The sequence below is a fragment of the Massilia aurea genome (assembly GCF_024753205.1).
In the GTDB taxonomy this organism is placed as follows: domain Bacteria; phylum Pseudomonadota; class Gammaproteobacteria; order Burkholderiales; family Burkholderiaceae_D; genus Telluria; species Telluria aurea.
Map to the genome: position 1 here is coordinate 496,188 of NZ_JANUGZ010000005.1, position 19,166 is coordinate 515,353.

Annotated in this window: 14 protein-coding genes; 3 read left to right on the forward strand and 11 right to left on the reverse strand. The window is 65.9% G+C overall.

Annotation, left to right across the window (positions count from 1 at the left end):
- Positions 1 to 68: 68 nt before the first annotated feature.
- Together serB and mfd are read right to left on the reverse strand one after the other, a co-directional pair.
- Positions 69 to 923, reverse strand: coding sequence for a phosphoserine phosphatase SerB (serB, locus tag NX775_RS21600; protein ID WP_370660608.1), 855 nt, complete (start codon positions 921 to 923; stop codon positions 69 to 71).
- Positions 920 to 4,366: a transcription-repair coupling factor gene (mfd, locus tag NX775_RS21605; protein ID WP_258837834.1), complete on the reverse strand. Its 3,447-nt coding sequence runs from the start codon at positions 4,364 to 4,366 to the stop codon at positions 920 to 922. Before mfd ends, serB begins: the two co-directional genes overlap by 4 nt.
- A gap of 157 nt (positions 4,367 to 4,523) precedes the next feature.
- Here mfd and NX775_RS21610 point away from each other — a divergent pair, with 157 nt between their 5' ends.
- A complete protein-coding gene (locus tag NX775_RS21610; protein WP_258837835.1) occupies positions 4,524 to 5,843 on the forward strand; it encodes a GDSL-type esterase/lipase family protein in 1,320 nt (439 codons plus the stop codon).
- Here the strand turns inward: NX775_RS21610 and NX775_RS21615 are convergent.
- The 7 genes from NX775_RS21615 to NX775_RS21645 form a co-directional block, all read right to left on the reverse strand.
- On the reverse strand, positions 5,840 to 6,787 hold the full coding sequence (locus NX775_RS21615) for a 5'-nucleotidase (protein ID WP_258837836.1): 948 nt from the start codon (positions 6,785 to 6,787) through the stop codon (positions 5,840 to 5,842). The genes NX775_RS21610 and NX775_RS21615 overlap by 4 nt on opposite strands.
- A complete protein-coding gene (locus NX775_RS21620; RefSeq protein WP_258837837.1) occupies positions 6,788 to 7,795 on the reverse strand; it encodes an HDOD domain-containing protein in 1,008 nt (335 codons plus the stop codon).
- 93 nt (positions 7,796 to 7,888) lie between these two features.
- Positions 7,889 to 8,155 carry a hypothetical protein gene (locus NX775_RS21625; RefSeq protein WP_258837838.1) on the reverse strand — a complete coding sequence of 89 codons (267 nt, stop codon included), beginning with the start codon at positions 8,153 to 8,155 and terminating at the stop codon, positions 7,889 to 7,891.
- 119 nt (positions 8,156 to 8,274) lie between these two features.
- Positions 8,275 to 8,535 (reverse strand): hypothetical protein, encoded by a 261-nt coding sequence (locus tag NX775_RS21630; RefSeq protein ID WP_258837839.1) that lies wholly within the window; start codon positions 8,533 to 8,535, stop codon positions 8,275 to 8,277.
- Positions 8,536 to 8,663: 128 nt separating this feature from the next.
- Positions 8,664 to 10,442, reverse strand: a complete 1,779-nt coding sequence (locus NX775_RS21635; protein WP_258837840.1) for a putative bifunctional diguanylate cyclase/phosphodiesterase — start codon at positions 10,440 to 10,442, stop codon at positions 8,664 to 8,666.
- Positions 10,432 to 11,793, reverse strand: a complete 1,362-nt coding sequence (locus tag NX775_RS21640; RefSeq protein ID WP_258837841.1) for a sensor domain-containing diguanylate cyclase — start codon at positions 11,791 to 11,793, stop codon at positions 10,432 to 10,434. The genes NX775_RS21635 and NX775_RS21640 overlap by 11 nt, the downstream gene beginning before the upstream one ends.
- Complete coding sequence (locus tag NX775_RS21645; RefSeq protein ID WP_258837842.1) at positions 11,790 to 12,173, reverse strand: PAS domain-containing protein; 384 nt, start codon at positions 12,171 to 12,173, stop codon at positions 11,790 to 11,792. The genes NX775_RS21640 and NX775_RS21645 overlap by 4 nt, the downstream gene beginning before the upstream one ends.
- Before the next feature lie 193 nt (positions 12,174 to 12,366).
- Between NX775_RS21645 and NX775_RS21650 the strand changes: the two genes are divergently transcribed.
- A complete protein-coding gene (locus NX775_RS21650) occupies positions 12,367 to 13,596 on the forward strand; it encodes an AMP-binding protein (protein ID WP_258837843.1) in 1,230 nt (409 codons plus the stop codon).
- 14 nt (positions 13,597 to 13,610) lie between these two features.
- On the opposite strand, the gene NX775_RS21655 is transcribed toward NX775_RS21650, so the two are convergent.
- Both NX775_RS21655 and NX775_RS21660 read right to left on the reverse strand, forming a co-directional pair.
- The gene (locus tag NX775_RS21655; RefSeq protein ID WP_258837844.1) at positions 13,611 to 13,970 is read right to left on the reverse strand and encodes a DUF1428 domain-containing protein; all 360 of its coding nucleotides are present in this window, start codon (positions 13,968 to 13,970) and stop codon (positions 13,611 to 13,613) included.
- Positions 13,971 to 14,066: 96 nt separating this feature from the next.
- Positions 14,067 to 16,502 (reverse strand): penicillin-binding protein 1A, encoded by a 2,436-nt coding sequence (locus NX775_RS21660; RefSeq protein WP_258837868.1) that lies wholly within the window; start codon positions 16,500 to 16,502, stop codon positions 14,067 to 14,069.
- A gap of 205 nt (positions 16,503 to 16,707) precedes the next feature.
- Here NX775_RS21660 and NX775_RS21665 point away from each other — a divergent pair, with 205 nt between their 5' ends.
- Complete coding sequence (locus NX775_RS21665; RefSeq protein ID WP_258837845.1) at positions 16,708 to 18,954, forward strand: OPT family oligopeptide transporter; 2,247 nt, start codon at positions 16,708 to 16,710, stop codon at positions 18,952 to 18,954.
- Positions 18,955 to 19,166 lie beyond the last annotated feature (212 nt).

A 19,166-nucleotide genomic window follows, 5' to 3' on the forward strand; every position in this document is an offset into this window, starting at 1 on the left:
CAACGTGGCGCACGGTTTTACACCTCGTTACAGCGCGAAAAAAACCGGTACATATGCGTGAGCGCTGGTCAGGCCAGGATCGTCAGCAACCCATCCAAACCGGAAAAGTTCAGTGCCACATCGGCCTGCGCGCGCACGACCGGCTTGGCGCGAAATGCCACTGACAGCCCGGCAATACTCATCATGCTGAGGTCGTTGGCGCCGTCGCCCATCACGACCGCCTGCGATGGCGCGATGCCCAGTTCAGCACACACGCGCTCGACGGTACGTTTTTTTTCCTCTGCATCGACGATCCCGCCGATGACGCGGCCGGTCAGCTTGCCATCCGCGATCTCAAGCACGTTCGCGTGTGTGTAATCGAGCCCCAGACGCGCCCCGAGGCGCTCGGTGAAGAACGTGAACCCGCCCGACACCAGCAGCGTCCTGATGCCGGCCGCCTGTACGGCCTTGAGCATCGCCTCGCCGCCCGGAGAGATGCGCAGGCGCTCGTCGTACACCCGCTGCAGCGCGCGCGCGTCCAGCCCCGCCAGCAGGGCCACGCGGCGCCTGAGGCTTTCCGAGAAATCGAGCTCGCCCCGCATCGCTGCTTCAGTGATTTCGGACACTTGCGGCTTGAGGCCCTGCATGTCGGCGATTTCGTCGATGCACTCGATCGTGATCAGCGTCGAATCCATGTCCATCGCCACCAGACGCACGTCGGCCAGCGAGCGGCCGGGGGCGATGAAGGTCGCGTCCACGCCTGCCTCGAACGCAGCGGCATCAATGCGCTCTTTCAGGTCAGTGCTGAACACCACGCCTTCGCAGCGCAGCGCATGCGCGCCCAGGGCCGTGGTGCGCTGCGGACTGGCCAGTTGCGCCAGGCGCGCCAGTGTGGCGGGATCGGCCTGCGGGCCTTGCAGCACCAGATTCATCGTCGTGTTCATGCGAGTAGTTGTTTGATGGTCTGTTTGATCTGGTTCACGCGCGCCGACAGGTCGGGCATGCTGGCCGTGATGCGCAGCTTGTCCTGGCCAGCCAGCTTGACGTGGCGGTTCTTCTGGATCAGCGTGATGATCCTGATCGGATCGATCGGCGGCTTTTCCATGAACTGCAGGCTGGCCGCTTCGCCATGGGCGTCGATCTTGACGATACCCACGGCCTTGGCGGCGATGCGCAGGCGGTGCGTCTCGACCAGCGCCTTCACGGGCTCGGGCAGCTTGCCGAAGCGGTCGATCAGTTCCTCCTGCATGCTGTCGATACGGTCCGCGCTTTCGCAGTTGGCCAGGCGCTTGTAGATCGACAGGCGCTCGTGCACGTCGCCGCAGTAGTCGGCCGGGAGCAGGGCGGGCACGTGCAGATTGATCTCGGTGGTCGACGAGAGCGGCGCGGCCAGGTCGGGTTCCTTGCCGGCCTTGAGCGAGCGCACTGCCTCATTGAGCATGTCCGAATACAGCTGGAAGCCGATCTCCAGCATTTCGCCGGACTGGTTCTCGCCCAGGACTTCGCCCGCGCCCCGGATTTCGAGGTCATGCATGGCCAGGTAGAAGCCGCTGCCCAGTTCTTCCATCTGCTGGATGGCGTCCAGGCGGCGCTGCGATTGCTTGGTCAGGTTTTGCACGTCGCTCACCAGCAGGTAGGCATACGCCTGGTGGTGCGAGCGGCCAACGCGCCCACGCAGCTGGTGCAGCTGCGCCAGGCCGAACTTGTCGGCGCGGTGCATGATGATCGTGTTCGCGGTCGGCACGTCGATGCCGGTCTCGATGATGGTCGTGCACAGCAGGATATTGAAGCGCTGCGCCACGAAGTCGCGCATGACTTTTTCGAGGTCGCGTTCGTGCATCTGGCCGTGCGCCACGCCGATGCGGGCTTCCGGCAGCAGCTCCTGCAGCATCGTGAGACGGTTTTCGATGGTGTCGACTTCGTTGTGCAGGAAGTAGATCTGGCCGCCGCGCTTGAGTTCACGCAGGCAGGCCTCGCGGATGATCGAGCCGTCTTCGCTCCGTACGAAAGTTTTGATCGCCAGGCGCTTTTGCGGCGCGGTGGCGATGATCGAAAAGTCGCGCAAGCCTTCCAGCGCCATCCCCAGCGTGCGCGGAATTGGCGTCGCGGTCAGCGTGAGCACATCGACTTCGGCGCGCAGCGATTTCAGCGCTTCCTTCTGGCGCACGCCGAAGCGGTGTTCTTCGTCGATGATCACCAGGCCCAGGCGCGTGAACTTCACGTCGGGCGAGAGCAGCTTGTGGGTGCCGATGACGATGTCGAGCGTGCCGTCAGCCATGCCCTTGATCGCGTTGTTGATCTCCTTGCCGGTCCGGAAGCGCGACAGCTCGGCGATCTTCACGGGCCAGTCGGCGAAGCGGTCGGCGAAAGTCTGCGCATGCTGCTCGGCCAGCAGCGTCGTCGGCGCCAGGATCGCGACCTGCTTGCCACCCATGACGGCGATGAAGGCGGCGCGCAGCGCCACTTCGGTCTTGCCGAAGCCGACGTCGCCGCACACCAGCCGGTCCATCGGGCGGCCCGACGTCATATCCTTGATGACGTTGTGGATCGCCTCCGCCTGGTCGGGCGTCTCTTCGAAGCCGAAGCTCTGCGAGAAGTTTTCGTAGTCGACGTTCGAATACTCGAACGCGTGGCCCTGGCGCAGGGCGCGGCGCGCGTACAGGTTCAGAAGTTCGGCGGCGGTATCGCGCACCTGCTCGGCGGCCTTGCGCTTAGCCTTTTCCCACTGGCCCGAGCCGAGCGAGTGCAGCGGCGCGTCTTCGGCGGCCGTGCCCGAGTAGCGCGCGATCACGTGCAACTGCGAGACCGGCACGTACAGCTTCGTGTCCTTCGCGTATTCCAGGTGCAGGAACTCGGTCTCGCCTTCGCCCAGGTCCATGCTGGTCAGGCCCATGTAGCGCCCGATGCCGTGGTTGATGTGCACGACCGGGTCGCCGATCTTGAGCTCGGACAGGTCGCGCACCATCGATTCGACCTGGCTCGTCGCTTCCTGCTTCTTCTTGCCGGCGCGCCGGCCCGAACCGGCATACAGCTCGGTCTCGGTGATGAAGACCAGGTGGCCGGCGCCCGCATCGAGCAGCTCGAAGCCGGCCTGCAGCGGCGCCACGCCCAGCGCCAGGCGGGCGTCGCTCGCGCGGAAGCCCTCGAAGCCTTCGACCGGCACCAGATCGAGCCTGTATTCGCTGAAGTACTGCTGCAGTGTTTCGCGCCGGCCGGCCGAATCGGCGCAGATCATCACGCGCGTGTCGCTGCGCTCGAGGTACGTGCGCAGACTGGCCAGCGGATCGTCGAGGCGGCGGTTGACGGCGACGTCGGGAATCGGCGCCGACAGTTCGGAGGCCGGTGCGAGCGGGTCGCGCGCGATATTCCAGCGGCCGTGCGGCTTGATGCAGGTGAAGAACTGCTCGGCGCTCAGGAACAGTTCGGTCGGCTCCAGGATCGGACGTTCACGGTCGCTTTTCAGGAAGCGGTAGCGCGACTCGGTGTCCATCCAGAAGCGGTTGATGGCGCCTTCGATATCGCCGATCAGTGCCAGCGACGCCCCGTCCGGCAGGTAATCCAGCAGCGTCGACGTCGAGTCGAAGAACAGCGGCAGGTAGTACTCGATACCGGCTGCGGCGATGCCGTTGCCGATGTCGCGGTAAATCGGCGAGCGTGACGGGTCGCCTTCGAAGCGTTCGCGCCAGCGGCCACGAAAGCCGGTTCTTGCCGCTTCGTCCATCGGGAATTCGCGGCCCGGCAGCAGGCGCACTTCGCGCACCGGGTACAGCGAGCGCTGGGTGTCGGCATCGAACGTGCGGATCGATTCGATCTCGTCACCGAACAGGTCAAGGCGGTAGGGCAGGGCGGAGCCCATCGGGAACAGGTCAATCAGGCCGCCGCGCACCGAGTACTCGCCCGGCGACATCACCTGCGACACGTTCGTGTAGCCGGCCAGTGTGAGCTGCGCCTTCAGGCGTACTTCGTCGAGGCGTTCGCCCTGGCGGAAGAAGAACGTGTAGGCCGCCAGGAACGACGGCGGCGCCAGGCGCACCAGCGCCGTGGTCGCCGGCACCATCAGCACGTCGCACTGGCCGTTACGGATCTCGTGCAGCGTGGCCAGGCGTTCGGACACCAGGTCCTGGTGCGGCGAGAACGCATCGTATGGCAGCGTTTCCCAATCCGGCAGCAGGTGGCAGGCCAGCTTGCCATCGGCGAACCACGGGATTTCATCGAGCAGCCGCTGGCCGTCGCTGGCATTGGCCACGACGACGGTGAGCATCTGGCCCTGGGCCTTGAGAGCAAGGGCGGCAACCGCCAGCGCGTAGGCGTCGGACGAACCGTGGAGGAGCGGCAGGACGAAACGATGGCCTGCTTTGGGGAGGTGTTTCTCGAGGTCGAAAGGCATGCCGCGTGCGTAAGATATCCGTGAAAAATGCGCTGGAAAGTGGTCGCCAATTATAGTCGAACGTGTGTCCGCCCGCCGCGCCGCGTGGAGAGAGGCAGCTTGTCCCAAAGCCGAATCGCGGGCATGCTTGCGCTAACATAAAAACGATGGAGATACGATGCGCCCTTCTTTTACCGCCTTGCCACTGCTTGTTTCATGCCTGCTGAGCGCAGCAGCCAGCGCGGCGCCGCCAGCGCCGGTGGTCCTGCTGGGCGATGCGCCGAGACCCGGCGTCGAGATCCTGGCGCTGGCGCCCGATACCACGCACCGGCTGGATGGCGAGAAGGTCACCGCTGACGCCGCGCTGCGCACGACGTTCCCCGACAGCGCCATCGAACTCGCACGCAGCAAGCGGCCCGATGGCGGCGCGGCGCTCACGCTGCAATGGCGCCAGATCTGGAAAAGCGGCGTGGCGCTGCAGACGGCCCCACAGGACCTGCGGCCATTCCTGGCGCGCGGCACGCTGGCGTTCGACCTGAAGGTCGATGCACTCGACGCCGGTGGCCTTATGGTCAAGGTCGGGTGCGGTCCGTCCTGCGAACGCCAGGTGCCGTTCGTTCTCCCGGGGCGCGCCGCGCAGGGCAAGGGCTGGCAGCGCGTCGTGCTGGCGCTGTCGTGCTTCGCCCGCGATGGCGACGATTTCTCGCAGGTCGCCAGGCCGTTTGCGCTGGAAGGCACGGGCAGCGGCCAGGTCGGCATCGCCAACGTGGCCATCGCAGCGGGCGGCACGCCCAATACGGCGTGCCCTGACTGGCGCACGGTGGCCGTCACGCCGGCCAAGCTCGACGAAGCCTGGTCGATCGACTGGTGGCTGCCCCGCCATCGCCAGAAACTGGACGAGGCGCAGCAGCTGGTGCGCGAAGCCCGTAGCCCGAAACTGGTCTTCATCGGCGACTCGATCACACAGGGCTGGGAGAAGGAAGGGGCGCCCGTCTGGCAAACGCACTATGCGAAGTTCGATGCGCTGGACCTCGGCTTTGGGGGCGACCGCACCGAAAACGTGTTGTGGCGATTGCAGAATGGCGCCGTCGACGGGCTCGATCCGAAGGTGGCGGTGCTGATGATCGGGACCAACAACACGGGCTTGCGCGGCGATTTCCCGGCGAATACGGTGGCGGGCATCCGCCGCAATCTGGACGAAATCCAGCAACGGCTGCCGCGCACGCGCATCTTGCTCGTGGCGATCTTCCCGCGCGATGCGACGCCCGAGAGCGCACTGCGCCGCACCAACGAAGCGATCAATGCGCAATTGCCGGCGCTGGCCGATGGCAACCGGGTCGTGTTCCTGGACGTGAACCGCGCGTTCCTCACGCCTGATGGCACCTTGAGCAAGACGATCATGCCCGACCTGCTGCACCCGAACGAAGCAGGCTATGCGATCTGGGCGAAGGCGATGCAGCCTGAGCTCGACCGCCTGATGGCGCTGCCGCGGCTTTAGGAGCCTTCGACAACGCGCCGGTTCGCGACGCCAAACGGCACGTGCACCATCGGGATCGTGCCGCCCGGGCCGGATTTGAGATGCGTGAGCTGGTCATCAAAAAAGATGTGCGGCTTGAACACCGACAGCACGCGCGCCTTGTCCATCCCGCCCAGGAAGAAGGTCTCGTCGGCCGAGACACCCCAGCTGCCCAGCGTGGTCACGACGCGTTCGTGCGCCGGCGCGCTGCGCGCCGTGATGATGGCAATGCGCACGATGCGGCGGTAGTCCGGGTCGGCCTGCTGTGCGTCGTGTTCCAGCTGCTGCAGCATGGCCAGCTTGCGAAACATCCCGGCCAGCGGGCCTGGCTGGTGCGGGCGCGCCATGTGCAGGGTTTCGTGGGCGTGGAACTCGCCCAGGTCGTTGTTGCGCTTGTAGACCGTTTCGGATTCATCGTCGGCGATGACGCCATCGAAGTCGAACGCCACCCGCAGCTCGATGTCGTCTTCTTCGTCGGCGATCGCGGACGGCAGCACGAGACCGGCCGGGTAATCGACCGTGATGGCGCTTTTGACGTCCTCTTCGTTCGCGGACAGGAACAGGGCGGTATTGAATGCGGGCAGATACGGATAAGGCGATTTGCCGCTCATGAACACGGCGCGCGAGATGTCCAGGCCGTAGTGGGCGATCGAACGCATCACACGCAGGCCCGTCTCGGGCGAATTGCGCGAGAACAGCACCACTTCAACGGGCGCCTGTTGCGGGAAGCACCGGTTGAGGCTCAGGAAACGCCGGATGAACGGGAACGCGACGCCGCGCGCCAGGATCACGTCGCGCTGGCGCGCCTGGTGGCTGCGATAGGCTTCCGGGCCCTCGTCCAGATACACCTGGTGCGAGTCGGACAGGTCGAACAGCGCGCTGGAAGCGACGCCGATCACGAGTTTTTCTTCGATGGGAAAGGGCATTCAGGTGTCCTGCCGGTTGGCGTTGTCGGTGTCGTTGAAGGTATCGTAGACCTGTCTCAGGCCTGCGGGCAGGGCTGTTACGGCGTCCACGAATGCCGGCTGGCCGCCGCCGGCCAGCATGTGCAGCTTGGCCAGGCGGTCGGCCCCGCCCAGCGCGGCGGGCAGACTGGTGGACACGGTCGCGGCGTCGCCCAGATGCGCGATGGCGTGGCCGATGGCCGGTGGCAGTTCCCACTCGCCGGCAATCCCGGCCGAAATCAGACGCGCGGCGTGCACCAGGCGAAGGCCGAAGGCATCGCTGTCGGGCAGGCCGCCGGTGGGCAACAGGCCATCGATCACGCGCAGCGCCACGATCAGGCCGACATTGTGCATCAGCCCCGCCAGATAAGCTTCGAACGGATCGGCGCCGTGGCTTGGGGCCAGCAGGCTGGCCGCCTGCGCGCATTTCTCGGACTGGCTCCACAACTGCGGCGCGACGAGGCGTGCGAGGCGGCTGGTCTGCAGGCTGATAATCCGGCGAAACGCCACGCGTGCCAGCAGCATGCGCAGACCGTTCTGGCCAAGCAGCAGCAGCGCGCCTTCCAGGTTGCGCACGGGCGAACTTGGCTGGTAATACGGGCTGTTGACTTCACGGAGGACCTCCGCCACCAGCACGGCGTCCTGCGCCACCTGGCGCGCCAGGTCGGCCGATGAAGCAATATCGCTGCGCAGGCTGCGCAGTACTTGCGGGATCACGGCCGGCACGCGCGGCACGAGGGTGCTGGCCGCCTGCGGATCGCGCACGAGCCGCGCCAGTTCATCGAGCACCAGGCTTTCGTCGCCCGCTGCGCCCGTGATATGCGGACCAGCCAGCCAATGGAAAAAGGCGAGATCCAGGTCAGGCAAGGGGGATTCACAGGCGATCGGCGTGGTGGCCTCGGCGGATGGCGGCAGGGTACGCGAGTTGAGCGGGTAGTCGACAGGCGATGCGGGTGCATTGCCAAACAGGCGTGCAAGCCAGCGCTTCATGGGGAGGACATCTGGAGAGGTATGGGCATGGAGCGATTCTACCGCGCCAGCCCGGCGCACGACCGGGAGGCCGGCCATGCGTCTATCAGCTTGTTACTTTGTATCCGAACCGGTGGTCGTGTGACCCGTGTTGGTCGGTGTGCTGGCGTTGCCCGTCGCGGTCGGCGTACCGGTACTCGCGCCTTCGGTCGGGGTAATGCCCATTTGGGCATCGACCGTCGAATTGCCGGTCGAGCCAGCTGCCGTCGAGCCCATCGAGGACGAACCGCTGCTGCTGGTGCCCATGGTGTCGGTGGTGTTGCAACCGGCCAGGGCCAGAGCCATGATGCCGCCGATGAGTGCAGTGTGAAGAGATTTCATAGCATTGCTCCTTGAGAGTGGAATGACATGGTCAGGTGCGGCCACCCGGGGGTGACCGACTGACTGCCCACGCGCACGTTGTGCAGCTGTGGGTTCGTGCTTCTACTTCTGCCTATGGATCAGCGACCGGTGGCCGAGTTGGTGACTGGCTCGTTGTTGCTGGAGGTGCCCGAGGCGCTGTTCACGCCCGTAGCACCGGTGGCGCCCGAATTCCAGCTACCCTGGCCTGCGGTGGTGCTTGGGGTCTGCACCGAGCCGGTGCTCGACATCGTGCTGCTCGAGCCCGACATGCTGTCGGTCGTCTTGCTTGGGGTGTCGCATGCTGCCAGGCCAAATGCCATCATGCCTGCGATCAGTGCGGTTCCGAGGGTGCGTGTCATGGTTGTCTCCGTGATGATTAAGTTGTCTTATCATCAAGCAACCGCGGGTTCACACGAATAGGAACGGAGAGTTCATTCTTGTAGGACGACACGCCCAGCGCACGTCAGCGCAGGCGTCAGTACAGTCGTCAATGAACTTCTGCCTCGTGGGTGGCCAGCCAGGCCAGCAGCTCGGCAGCCGGTAGTGGCCTGCTGTAGAAATAGCCCTGCACCTTGTCGCACAGGTGGCTGCGCACCACGTCCAGCTGCGACTGCGTTTCGATGCCCTCGGCCACCGTCGTCATCCCCAGGCTGCGGGCAACCTTGACGGTGGCTTCGATCAGCACGCGATGATGGGCGCTGGTATCGGCCTGGCAGACAAACGAGCGATCGATCTTGACCGTGTCCACGGGCAGCAGGTGCAGGCTCGACAGAGACGAATAACCGGTACCGAAATCGTCCAGCGCCAGCTGGATGCCCAGGCCCTTCAGGTCGTGCAGGCGCTGCTGGATATCTTGGTCCTGGGCGGCCAGGCTTTCGGTCACTTCCAGCTGCAGGCAGCCCGGCGGCATGCCGGTGTCGTGCAGGATCCGCCGTACACCGTCGATCCACCCCGGTTGCGCCAGCTGCGCACGCGACAGGTTCACAGCCATCAGGCCGGGGGCGCGGTCGCCCAGACGCGCGCGCCAGTCAAGAAAGTCGCGACAGGCGCGTTCGAGGACGAAGTCGCCCAGCATGCCGATCAGGCCGCATTCCTCGGCCACCTCGATGAAGTCGATCGGCGGCACGATCCCACGCACCGGATGGCGCCAGCGCACCAGCGCCTCGACCCCGGCGGCGTAATCGACGCCACCACACGGCAGCAGGCGCACGACCGGCTGGTAGACGACGAACAGCTGTTCCTCGACCAGGGCCTGGCGCAGTTCGGCTTCGATGCCGGCGCGGCGCGCAGCGCGTTCGCGCATGCTTGGCGCAAATACCACGTGGCGGTTGCCGCCGGCCCGCTTGGCCTCGACCATCGCGATGCCGGCGTCGCGCAGCACGTCGTCCGGCTCGCGCAGTACGATCTCCGGGTCGTCCAGGCTCCAGGCCAGGCCGACGCTGGCGCCGCAGACGATGTCGTGGCCATCGACCAGATACGGGTGGGCCAGCGCATCGAGCAGGCGCAGCGCGATGCGCTCGGCATCGGCGCGTCCGCGCAGACCGTCGAGCAGGATGACGAATTCGTCGCCACCGGTGCGGGCTGCCAGCTGGCCGGCCTGCGTACCAGGTTCAATACGGCCCAGCGCCGGGCGCAGCGCGCCGCGCAGGCGGTCGGCCATGTGCATCAGCAGATGGTCGCCCACGGCCTGGCCCAGGCTGTCGTTGAGCTGACGGAAGCGGTCGCAATTGAGCGTCAGTACCGCGAAGCCGACGTCGGACACCGGTTGCGCCAGCAGGTGCTGCAGCGCGTCGCGTACTGCCTCGCGGTTGGGCATGCGGGTGAGGTTATCGGTGCGCGCCGCGTTGCGCAGGCGGCGCGACAGCACCTCTTGCTCGCGCTGTACTTCAAACGTGGCGTCGGCCACGGTCGCCATCAGGCGCTCGGGGTCGAGCTTCATCAGGTTCAGCGCCAGCACCTGCAGGCTGCCGCTGGCGGCGTGCGGCACGCCCACCGGCAGGCGCAGGCCTTCGCAGATCATGCCGGATGGTTCGAGAAATGCCTCGACCATGGTTGCCAGGTGCGGCGCCACCGGCGCAAGCACGTCGAACAGGTTGTCCAGGCCCTGTGCGGTGGCCAGCGGCATCAGGAGCCGCGACGCCATCGGGTTGAGCATGTCGACCGTGCCGTCGAGCGAGGTCTGGGCCAGGCCGATCGGCGCCCGGTACAGGAACTGCACCAGCGCTTCATAAGCGTCGACCGCGTCGTGCTGCACTTTAGGCTCCATCGAGCGCCTCCTGCGGGGCGGCGACGGCTTCGGGTTGCCAGGCCAGGGCGCGGTTGCGGCCCGCGCGCTTGGCCGTGTACAGGGCCTGGTCGGCCTGCTTGATGAGCAGGTCGACGCCGCACTGGCCGTCGACCGAGACCGCCACGCCGGCGCTGATCGTGCACACGATCGCCTGGCCGTCGAAGCTCTTGGCGTCCAGTGCGACGCGCGCGCACAGGCGTTCGGCCAGATCCAGCGCATGCGCCAGGTCGGTCGACGGCAGCAGCACGGCGAATTCCTCGCCGCCGATGCGCGCCACGACATCGACTTCGCGGAAGAAGTCGAGCAGGATCGCCGCCAGGTGTTGCAGCACGGCGTCGCCGCCCGGATGGCCGTAGCGGTCGTTGATGGCCTTGAAGTGGTCGGCGTCGAGGATGATCATCGCCGTCGGCCGCGGCGCGGCGCGGCTGCGTTCGAACTCCTGGCTGGCGGCGTCGAACAGCGCGCGGCGGTTGGCCAGGCCAGTGAGGTGGTCGCTGAACGCTTCGCGCCTGCGGCGCTCGGCGATGTCGCGCTTGTCGCTCACGTCGCGCAGGATCAGGCAGTAGGCCGGACCCTCTTCGCAAGGCAGGCTCGGGGCGCCATCGGCGGCCTCGCGGTCGGCTTCCGGCAGCGGCGCGATCATCACGCTGCCCCAGAATGCGCTGCCGTCGGCGCGCAGCAGGCGGCTTTCGTCCAGCGCCCAGCCGTCGGCGTCGGCTTCGCGCAGGCGGTCCAGCGCGCGCTCGGGCGTGATCGCATCGTTTGGATAGAACATCGTGTAGCTCTGGCCGGCGGTTTCAGGACCGAAGCCGGTCACGCGGCCGATGCTCGGGTTCCATTCGCACAGGCGGCCGTGGGCGTCCAGGCTGGCGAGCGCATAGTCGGTGATGCCGGTCAGGACCGCATTGAGCCAGGCGTCGTTCTGCCGCTGGCGGCATTCGCGCCGCACCTGCTCGGTGATGTCGTCGATGACCGCCATGATGCGGCTGGCGTCGAGACGGAGCAGCGTGATCGACAGGATCTGCGGCATGCGCTTGCTGCAGCCGCTGCCGGCATGCAGGTGCACGTGCATGCCGTCGCAGATCTTGCCGCTCTGGACCGTGCTTTGCTGGCACAGGTTGCGCAGGTCGGGCGCAATGTCTTCGAGCGCGACGAACAGGTTGTCCAGCCCGCCATTGCGCGAGTGCGGCATCAGGAGCTGGGCCGCGATCGGGTTGATCATGGCGATGTCGCCATCGCCGTCGAGCTGCACCAGCCCAACCGGGGCGAGATACAGGAACTGGATCAGCGCCTCGTATTCCGCGCTGAGCTGGGCGAGGTCGTCAGTCACTTTGGCTGCCGCTTGACGAGAACGTAGCGCGTTGCGTTGCCCGGGGTGGACAGCAGGCGCAGGGCGACTTTTACCGGACGCATGCGCAGCGTCAGGACGTAGTCGATGGTTTCATCAAGCGCGACGTTTTGTTCCAGCGCGTCATCGAAACGCTGCGCCACCATGAAGTTGTTCATGCACGGTGCGACGTTGGTGAACAGCGGCTGGCCCAGGACGCGCTGCGGCGACAGGCCGGCGGCTTGCGACTCGAACGCGTTGTACCGGTTGACCTCGGTGTTGGCGTCGAAACCGATGACGCCGAAATCGAGCTGGTCCAGTTCTTCAGAAGAACACGCGTCGAGTCGGGTGGCCATCTCGGGGAAGTCAAAAGCAAAAGTCATGAATTGGGTGCCGACGCGCGGCCAGTGGATATTGGTCAATGATGTTGCCATGTGCAATGAAGGTGTGTCAATTGCCCATCTGCAACAATTCACTATTTTACTGCGAGAATGCGCATTTCTTCACACGTAGTTGCAAATTGACAGCCTCCCGTTTCAACGTCACCATGCCTCCCTCTTCATGTTCTCACATTTCATGACACATACACCGGAAGATACGGCCTGCTGGTGGCGCGACGGCACGGGTTTGCGGCGCGTGGTCGCCGACCTGCTGGGCGCCGAACTGGCGGCGCTGCGGCCCGGCAGGCAGACGCTGGCGCAACCCTGGCCGGCGTCGCTCGATCTGCGCGCGGACCTGGGCGCCGATTCCCTCGAGCTGATGGGACTGGCGTCGGCGCTGGAAGCCCAGTTGCACCTGCAGGGGACGGCCGACGCGCCGCTGCTGAAGCACACTCGTCTGGGAGACTGGCTGGACGCGGCGCGCGCCGGCCTGGATGCCCACGGCAGCGCGCTGACGTTTCGCACCTCGGGCAGCAGCGGCGCGCCCAAGCCATGCATGCATCGGCTGGCCTTGCTGTGGCAAGAAGTCGAGGCGCTTGCCACATTGCTGCCTGGCCGCCGGCGCATCGTCAGCCTGGTGCCGGCGCACCATATCTATGGCTTCCTGTTTACCGTCCTGCTGCCGCGCCGCCTGGGGATCGACACCGTGTGCGACCTGCGCGGCCATGCACCGGCGGCGCTGGCGGCCCGGCTGACTGCGGGTGACCTGGTGATTGGGCATCCCGATCTGTGGCGCGCGTTCGGCCAGGCTGCCGGGCCGCTGGCGCCGGACGTCGTCGGCGTGACGTCGACGGCGCCGTGTCCGCTAGATGTGGCCCGCGCTGCGCTCGGCACGGGGTTGGCGCAGCTGGTGCAGGTGTATGGCAGCTCCGAGACCGCTGGCGTCGGTTGGCGCGACGAACCCGAGGGCGGCTATACGCTGTTTCCGTATTGGTCACGCACTGGCCAGGGCGATGGCCTGGTGCGCCAGTGTCCGGACGGGACGCGACAGCCAGCCCTGTTGCAGGACCGGCTGGCGTGGCGTGACGACGGACGTTTCCAGCCAGACGGGCGCATCGACCAGGCGGTGCAGGTCGGTGGCGTCAATGTGTTTCCGGGCTATGTGGCCGATGTGCTGCGGCTGCATCCGGCCGTGCTGGAGGCCAGCGTGCGCCGCATGCGCCCTGATGAAGGTGAGCGCCTCAAGGCCTTCGTGGTGGTGCGTGACGGCGTTACGCTTGATGCCGGTCTGCAGGCCGGTTTGCACACCTGGCTGAGCGAGCGCCTGACGGCGCCCGAATGTCCGGCGGCCTATTCGTTCGGGCCGCGCCTGCCGCGTGGGGCGAGCGGCAAGCTGGCCGACTGGATCATCGACAGCGACGTCTAGCGGCGAGTACGCGGCTACAGCGCGACGAAGCTCTCGAAGCCGCCAAAGAACATGCGCTTGACGTCGAACGGCACGCCGCCCGGTTGCATCATGGCGGCCAGGCGTGGATCGCTCATGACTTTTTCATTGACCGCATCGCGGTGGGCCCGCGATTCATAGACGGCCCAGGCGAGGATCACCGTTTCGCCTTCTTTGAGTTGTACGCTTTGCGGGAACGACGTGTGTTCGCCGGACGAAACGTCGTCGGCGATCCATTCACGGTATTCGAGCGCGCCATGCTCGCGCCAGACGGTGCTGGCCAGCTGCGCCTGGGCGCGGTACGTTTCAATGCTGGAGGTAGGAAGCGGAAGGACAAAACCATCGACATATGCCATGTGGATCTCCCTGGACGGTTGGATGCGCGGCGCGCGTCTGTGACCCACCAGTACACGGCCCACGAGGTTCCCGACGGTGGTGTCGGAAGCCACAGGCTACCACAGGCTGTTGTCGGGTGCCGGTGCTTGCGGGGGCTGTTGCGGGGGCAGCGGCGCAGGCTGCGGCGGTGATTGCGGCGGCTGCACCGGCGGTGTTGGGGGCGCGACATTGGGCAGGGCCTCGAGCGGCGACGGTCCTTCGAGCGGCGCATCGTCGAGCGGCTGCTGGAACTCGTCGACGGGCGCCGCCGGCGGTGCGAGCGCAATGTCGATGGTGCGCGTTTCGGTCGCATCCGCGTATTCGGGATAGATCCAGTCGCGGCCATCGTTGACCAGGTCGTCCGGCGGCGTGCGCTCCTGCGGCGGGACCTTGGCCAGCGCCACGCGCATGTAGTCGATCCAGATCGGCATGGCGAGCGTCGAGCCGAATTCGCGGCCGCCCAGCGAGCGTGGTTCGTCGTAACCCATCCACGATACCGCCACCACCTTGCCCGCGTAACCGGCAAACCAGCCATCGATCGCATCGTTCGTGGTGCCGGTCTTGCCGGCCAGGTCGGTGCGCCCGAGCTGCTTGGCCGAACCGGCGGCGGTACCGAAGCGGGCCACGTCGCGCAGCATGCTGTCGACGACGAAGGCATTCCTCGCCGTGATGACGCGGTTGTCTTCCTGCGGGCCCTGGGACGGCGGGACTTCGGCAATCACGGTGCCATTGCCGTCGACGATGCGCTGGATCAGGTAGGGCTTGACGCGGTAGCCGCCGTTGGCAAACACCGAGTACGCGCCGGCCAGCTGTAACGGCGTGACGGCGCCCGTGCCCAGCGCCATCGTGTAGTTGCGGGGATGGCGTGCCAGGTCGAAGCCGAAGTGCTCAAGGTACTGGTGCGCGAAATCGACCGACACCGCACGCAGCACGCGCACGGTCGGCACGTTCTTGGATTTGACGAGCGCCTGGCGCAGCGTGACTTCGCCGTCGAACACGCCATCGTCGTTTTGTGGCCGCCACGGATTGTCTTCGCTGGCGCCGGGCAGTTCGATCGGCGCATCCAGGATGCGGGTAGTGGGCGAATAGCCTTTTTCAAGCGCAGCCGAATAGACGAACGGCTTGATGCTCGATCCCGGCTGGCGCCACGCCTGCGTCACGTGGTTGAACTTTTGCAGGTTGTAGTCGAAGCCGCCGACCAGTGCGTGGTAGGCGCCGGTATCGGCGTCGATCGCCACGAACGCCGCCTCGACCTGCGGCACCTGCACAATCGACCAGTCGCCGGCTTTGTCCTTGCTGACGCGGATGACGGCGCCCGGCGTGATCCGCAGCGCTTCGCGCGCCGCTGGCTGCAGGCCCGGGTTGGCAAACTTCAGGCCGGCGCCCTTGACGACGATGTCTTCGCCGGACAGCAGCGTTACCCGCACCTGGCTCGTGCTGGCCGCCAGTACGACACCGGCCAGCAAGCCATCACTGGAGCGGCGCGCCTGCAGCGCATCGGCGATCGCCTCGTCACGCTGCTCCGGGTCAGGTGGCAGCTCGACGCGCGCCTCGGGGCCACGGTAGCCATGGCGGCCATCGTAGGCCAGCACGTTGCGGCGCACCGATTCATACGCGGCCTTTTGCTCGGCCGCGCGGATCGTCGTCGTGACCACAATGCCGCGCGTGTAGGCTTCTTCGCCGAACTGTTCGTAGACCGCCTGGCGCGCCAGCTCCGCGACATACTGGGCCGGCGTGTCGAACTTCTGGCCGGCGTCGCGCTTGACGCGCAGCGGTTCGGCCAGCGCGGTGGTGTATTGCGCCTGGGTGATCGTGCCCAGTTCGAGCAGGCGCTTGAGGATGGCGTGCTGGCGCGCCGCTGCGCGTTTCGGGTTCGATACCGGATTGGTGCGCGCCGGATTTTGCGGCAGGCCGGCCAGCGTCGCCGTCTCGGCCAGCGACAGCTGATCGAGCGTCTTGCCGAAGTAGCTGCGCGCGGCGCTCGAAAAACCGTACGAGCGCTGGCCCAGGTAGATCTGGTTCATGTACAGCTCGAGGATCTGGTCCTTGCTCAGCGAGCCTTCGATCTTGTAGGCCAGGGCGACTTCGGTCAGCTTGCGCGAGAGGGTCTTTTCATTAGTAAGGAAGAAGTTGCGGGCGACCTGCATCGTGATGGTGGATGCGCCCTGGCGAAAACCGCCGCGCAGGTTGGCGCGGGCTGCGCCTATCGCGCGGATGAAGTCGATGCCGCCGTGTTCATAGAAGCGCGTGTCCTCGATCGCCAGCACGGCGCTTTTCATCATCGCCGGGATTTTCGCAATCGGGACGAAGTCGCGGTGCTCGACGCCGAACTGGCCTATCAGCACATTGTCTTGCGTGTAGATGCGCAGCGGGATCTTGGGCCGGTAGTCGGTGACGGCGTCGATCGCAGGCACTTTGGAGCTGATCGCGCTCCACACGCCGATGGCCAGGCCGGCCGCAATCAGCACCAGCGCAGCGAAAAAGATCAGCATGTACGCGTACGCGCGCTTCATGCCCAGCAGGGTTTTTCCGGACTGTTGGTTGGTCGCTTTCACTGCCGAACTCTCACTGTAAAAGTTGCTGCAGGCCACGTGGTGGGCCAGGATCGGGCGATTATAGTCCGCTTTCAGCGCGCGCTTTCTTTCCGTACGTGCATGTGCGATATTCCTGCTTTCGGTTCGTCCGCAGCGGCGAGCTGCGCCCGCAACCAAGGACACCATGCCGCCCGATTCAAGCTTCAAACCGTATATTCCCGCCCATGCCCAACTGGCTGAAATGACGCCACGCGCCCTGATCATGGGCGTCATCCTGGGCATGATCTTCGGCGCATCGTCGCTGTACCTGGTGCTCAAAGTCGGCCTGACCGTCAGTGCCTCGATCCCGGTGGCGGTCATCGCCATCACGCTGTTCGGCGTGGCGAAGCAACTGGGCGCGCGCGAATCGACGATCCTCGAAAACAGCATCGCGCAGACAGCCGGTTCGGCCGGCGAATCGCTGGCCTTCGGCCTGGGCGTGACCATGCCGGCGATCCTGATCCTGGGCTTTGACCTGGAAATCTCGCGTGTGCTGCTGGTGGGTGTGCTCGGTGGCCTGCTGGGCATCCTGATGATGATCCCGCTGCGTCGCACGCTGATCGTCGACCAGCACCGCGAACTGAAATACCCGGAAGGCACGGCCTGCGCCGAAGTGCTCAAGGCTGCGGCCACCGACGTCTCGCGCGACGCGGCAGGCGAAGTGCGCATCGCCGGCAGCGACGCGGTGCGCATCGCCAAGCGCCGCGCAATGCTGATCTTCGGGGGCTTTGGCATCGGCATCCTGTACAAGACACTCAGCGTGTCGTTCAAGGGCTGGCGCGATACGGTCAACTTCGAGTTCGGCGCGCCGCTCAAGACGGGCAGCATCGGCGCCGAGATCTCGCCCGAGCTGGTGGGTGTGGGCTACATCATCGGCCCGCGCATCGCCTTCACGATGGCCGCCGGTGGCGTGCTGGCGTCGCTGATGCTGGTCCCGATGATCAAGTTCTTCGGCGAGCTGGCCAGCACGCCGCTCTCGCCCGGCACGATCCCGATCCGCGACATGACGGGCGACGATATCCGCAGCGCCTACATTCTCTACATCGGCGCCGGCGCCGTCGCCACGGGCGGCCTGATTTCGCTGGCACGCTCGCTGCCGACGATCTGGAACGGCTTGCGCGGCGGCCTGGCGGGCATGAAGAACGGCAGCAGCGCCGACGCTTCGCTGCGTACTGACCGCGACATCCCGATGAAGTGGGTCGTCATCGGGTGCCTCGCGATCGTCGCCGTCATTTCGCTGGCCGCGCCGCTGCACATGAATGTGCTTGGCGCGGTGCTGATCCTGGTGTTCGGCTTTCTGTTCGCGACCGTGTCGTCAAGGCTCGTGGGCGAGATCGGGTCGTCGTCCAATCCCATTTCCGGGATGGCCGTGGCCACGTTGCTGTTTACCTGCCTGATCTTTTTGCTGATGGGCTGGACGGGCGGCCAGTACTACGTGACCGCGTTGTCGGTCGGCGCGATCGTTTGCATCGCCGCCAGCAATGCCGGCACGACGTCGCAGGATCTGAAGACCGGCTACCTGGTCGGCTCCACGCCGCGCATGCAGCAGTACGCGATCCTGTGCGGCGCGTTTGCATCGGCGCTGATCCTGGGACCGGTGCTGCTCAAGCTGAACGACGCGGGTACCGTCTACGTGCCGGCAGCGCAGGTGGCGCCAGGCCTGACAGTCGATGCGTCCCGGCTGACCGACACCGGCACGCTGCATGGCCCGCAGGCCGAGACCGACAAGAACACCTATAAAGTCTGGCACAAGACCGACACGGTTGGCGGCCCGGCCGGCAAGTACTTTGTCGACAACGCAGGCAAGGCCGTGTACCTGGTCGACCCGGGCATCAACGGCCACCACAAGACGCGGCCCGACGGCACTGAAGTTAAGAAATACGATGCGCCGAAAGCCGTGCTGATGTCGTACATCATCAAGGGCATCCTGGACCGCGAGCTGCCATGGACGCTGGTGCTGTTCGGCGTGATGATCGCGATCGTGCTCGAAATGGCGGGGATCGCATCGCTGGCGTTTTCGGTGGGCGTCTATCTGCCGCTTGTGGCGACGCTGCCGATCGCGATTGGCGGTACGGTGCGCTGGCTGGCAGACCGCCGTAACAACAAGCTGCCGCAGAACCTGGGCCTGAACGAAGAAGAGCGCCAGGCCGCGAACGACCGCAGCTCGGGCGTGCTGCTGGCATCAGGCTATATCGCCGGCGGGGCGCTGGCCGGGATCATCATTGCGATCACTGCGGGCGTGCTGACGGACTTCGACGCCGCTGCGGCGCGCTGGGCCGAAGCGTACAACCCATTCTTCGCGGGCGACAGCGCGAACGTGCTGAGCATGCTGCCATACGCGGTGATCGTTGGGCTGCTGTTCTGGGTGGCGCGTGAAAAGCCGGTGAAGTAGGGCGGACCGGGACACGCAGTCCGCCAGAGCAACAGCTGGGGTCAGGTCTGACATTTGGACACGACCTCAGCCTTAGCCATTTTCAACAGCTGGGGTCAGGTCTGACATTCGGACACGGCCTCAGCCTTAGTCGCTTCTAACACCGCGTTGCCAGAATTAGCATGGCTATGGGCCAGCTAGTTCCGACTGCGCGACTGTCGAGATCGTGTCCA

Excerpts from the sequence above, each read along its gene's own strand:
- serB (WP_370660608.1), bottom strand. The coding sequence starts at position 923 with ATGAACACGACGATGAATCTGGTGCTGCAAGGCCCGCAGGCCGATCCC.
- mfd (WP_258837834.1), bottom strand. The coding sequence starts at position 4,366 with ATGCCTTTCGACCTCGAGAAACACCTCCCCAAAGCAGGCCATCGTTTC.
- NX775_RS21610 (WP_258837835.1), top strand. The coding sequence starts at position 4,524 with ATGCGCCCTTCTTTTACCGCCTTGCCACTGCTTGTTTCATGCCTGCTG.
- NX775_RS21615 (WP_258837836.1), bottom strand. The coding sequence starts at position 6,787 with ATGCCCTTTCCCATCGAAGAAAAACTCGTGATCGGCGTCGCTTCCAGC.
- NX775_RS21620 (WP_258837837.1), bottom strand. The coding sequence starts at position 7,795 with ATGAAGCGCTGGCTTGCACGCCTGTTTGGCAATGCACCCGCATCGCCT.
- NX775_RS21625 (WP_258837838.1), bottom strand. The coding sequence starts at position 8,155 with ATGAAATCTCTTCACACTGCACTCATCGGCGGCATCATGGCTCTGGCC.
- NX775_RS21630 (WP_258837839.1), bottom strand. The coding sequence starts at position 8,535 with ATGACACGCACCCTCGGAACCGCACTGATCGCAGGCATGATGGCATTT.
- NX775_RS21635 (WP_258837840.1), bottom strand. The coding sequence starts at position 10,442 with ATGGAGCCTAAAGTGCAGCACGACGCGGTCGACGCTTATGAAGCGCTG.
- NX775_RS21645 (WP_258837842.1), bottom strand. The coding sequence starts at position 12,173 with ATGACTTTTGCTTTTGACTTCCCCGAGATGGCCACCCGACTCGACGCG.
- NX775_RS21650 (WP_258837843.1), top strand. The coding sequence starts at position 12,367 with ATGACACATACACCGGAAGATACGGCCTGCTGGTGGCGCGACGGCACG.
- NX775_RS21655 (WP_258837844.1), bottom strand. The coding sequence starts at position 13,970 with ATGGCATATGTCGATGGTTTTGTCCTTCCGCTTCCTACCTCCAGCATT.
- NX775_RS21660 (WP_258837868.1), bottom strand. The coding sequence starts at position 16,502 with ATGAAGCGCGCGTACGCGTACATGCTGATCTTTTTCGCTGCGCTGGTG.
- NX775_RS21665 (WP_258837845.1), top strand. The coding sequence starts at position 16,708 with ATGCCGCCCGATTCAAGCTTCAAACCGTATATTCCCGCCCATGCCCAA.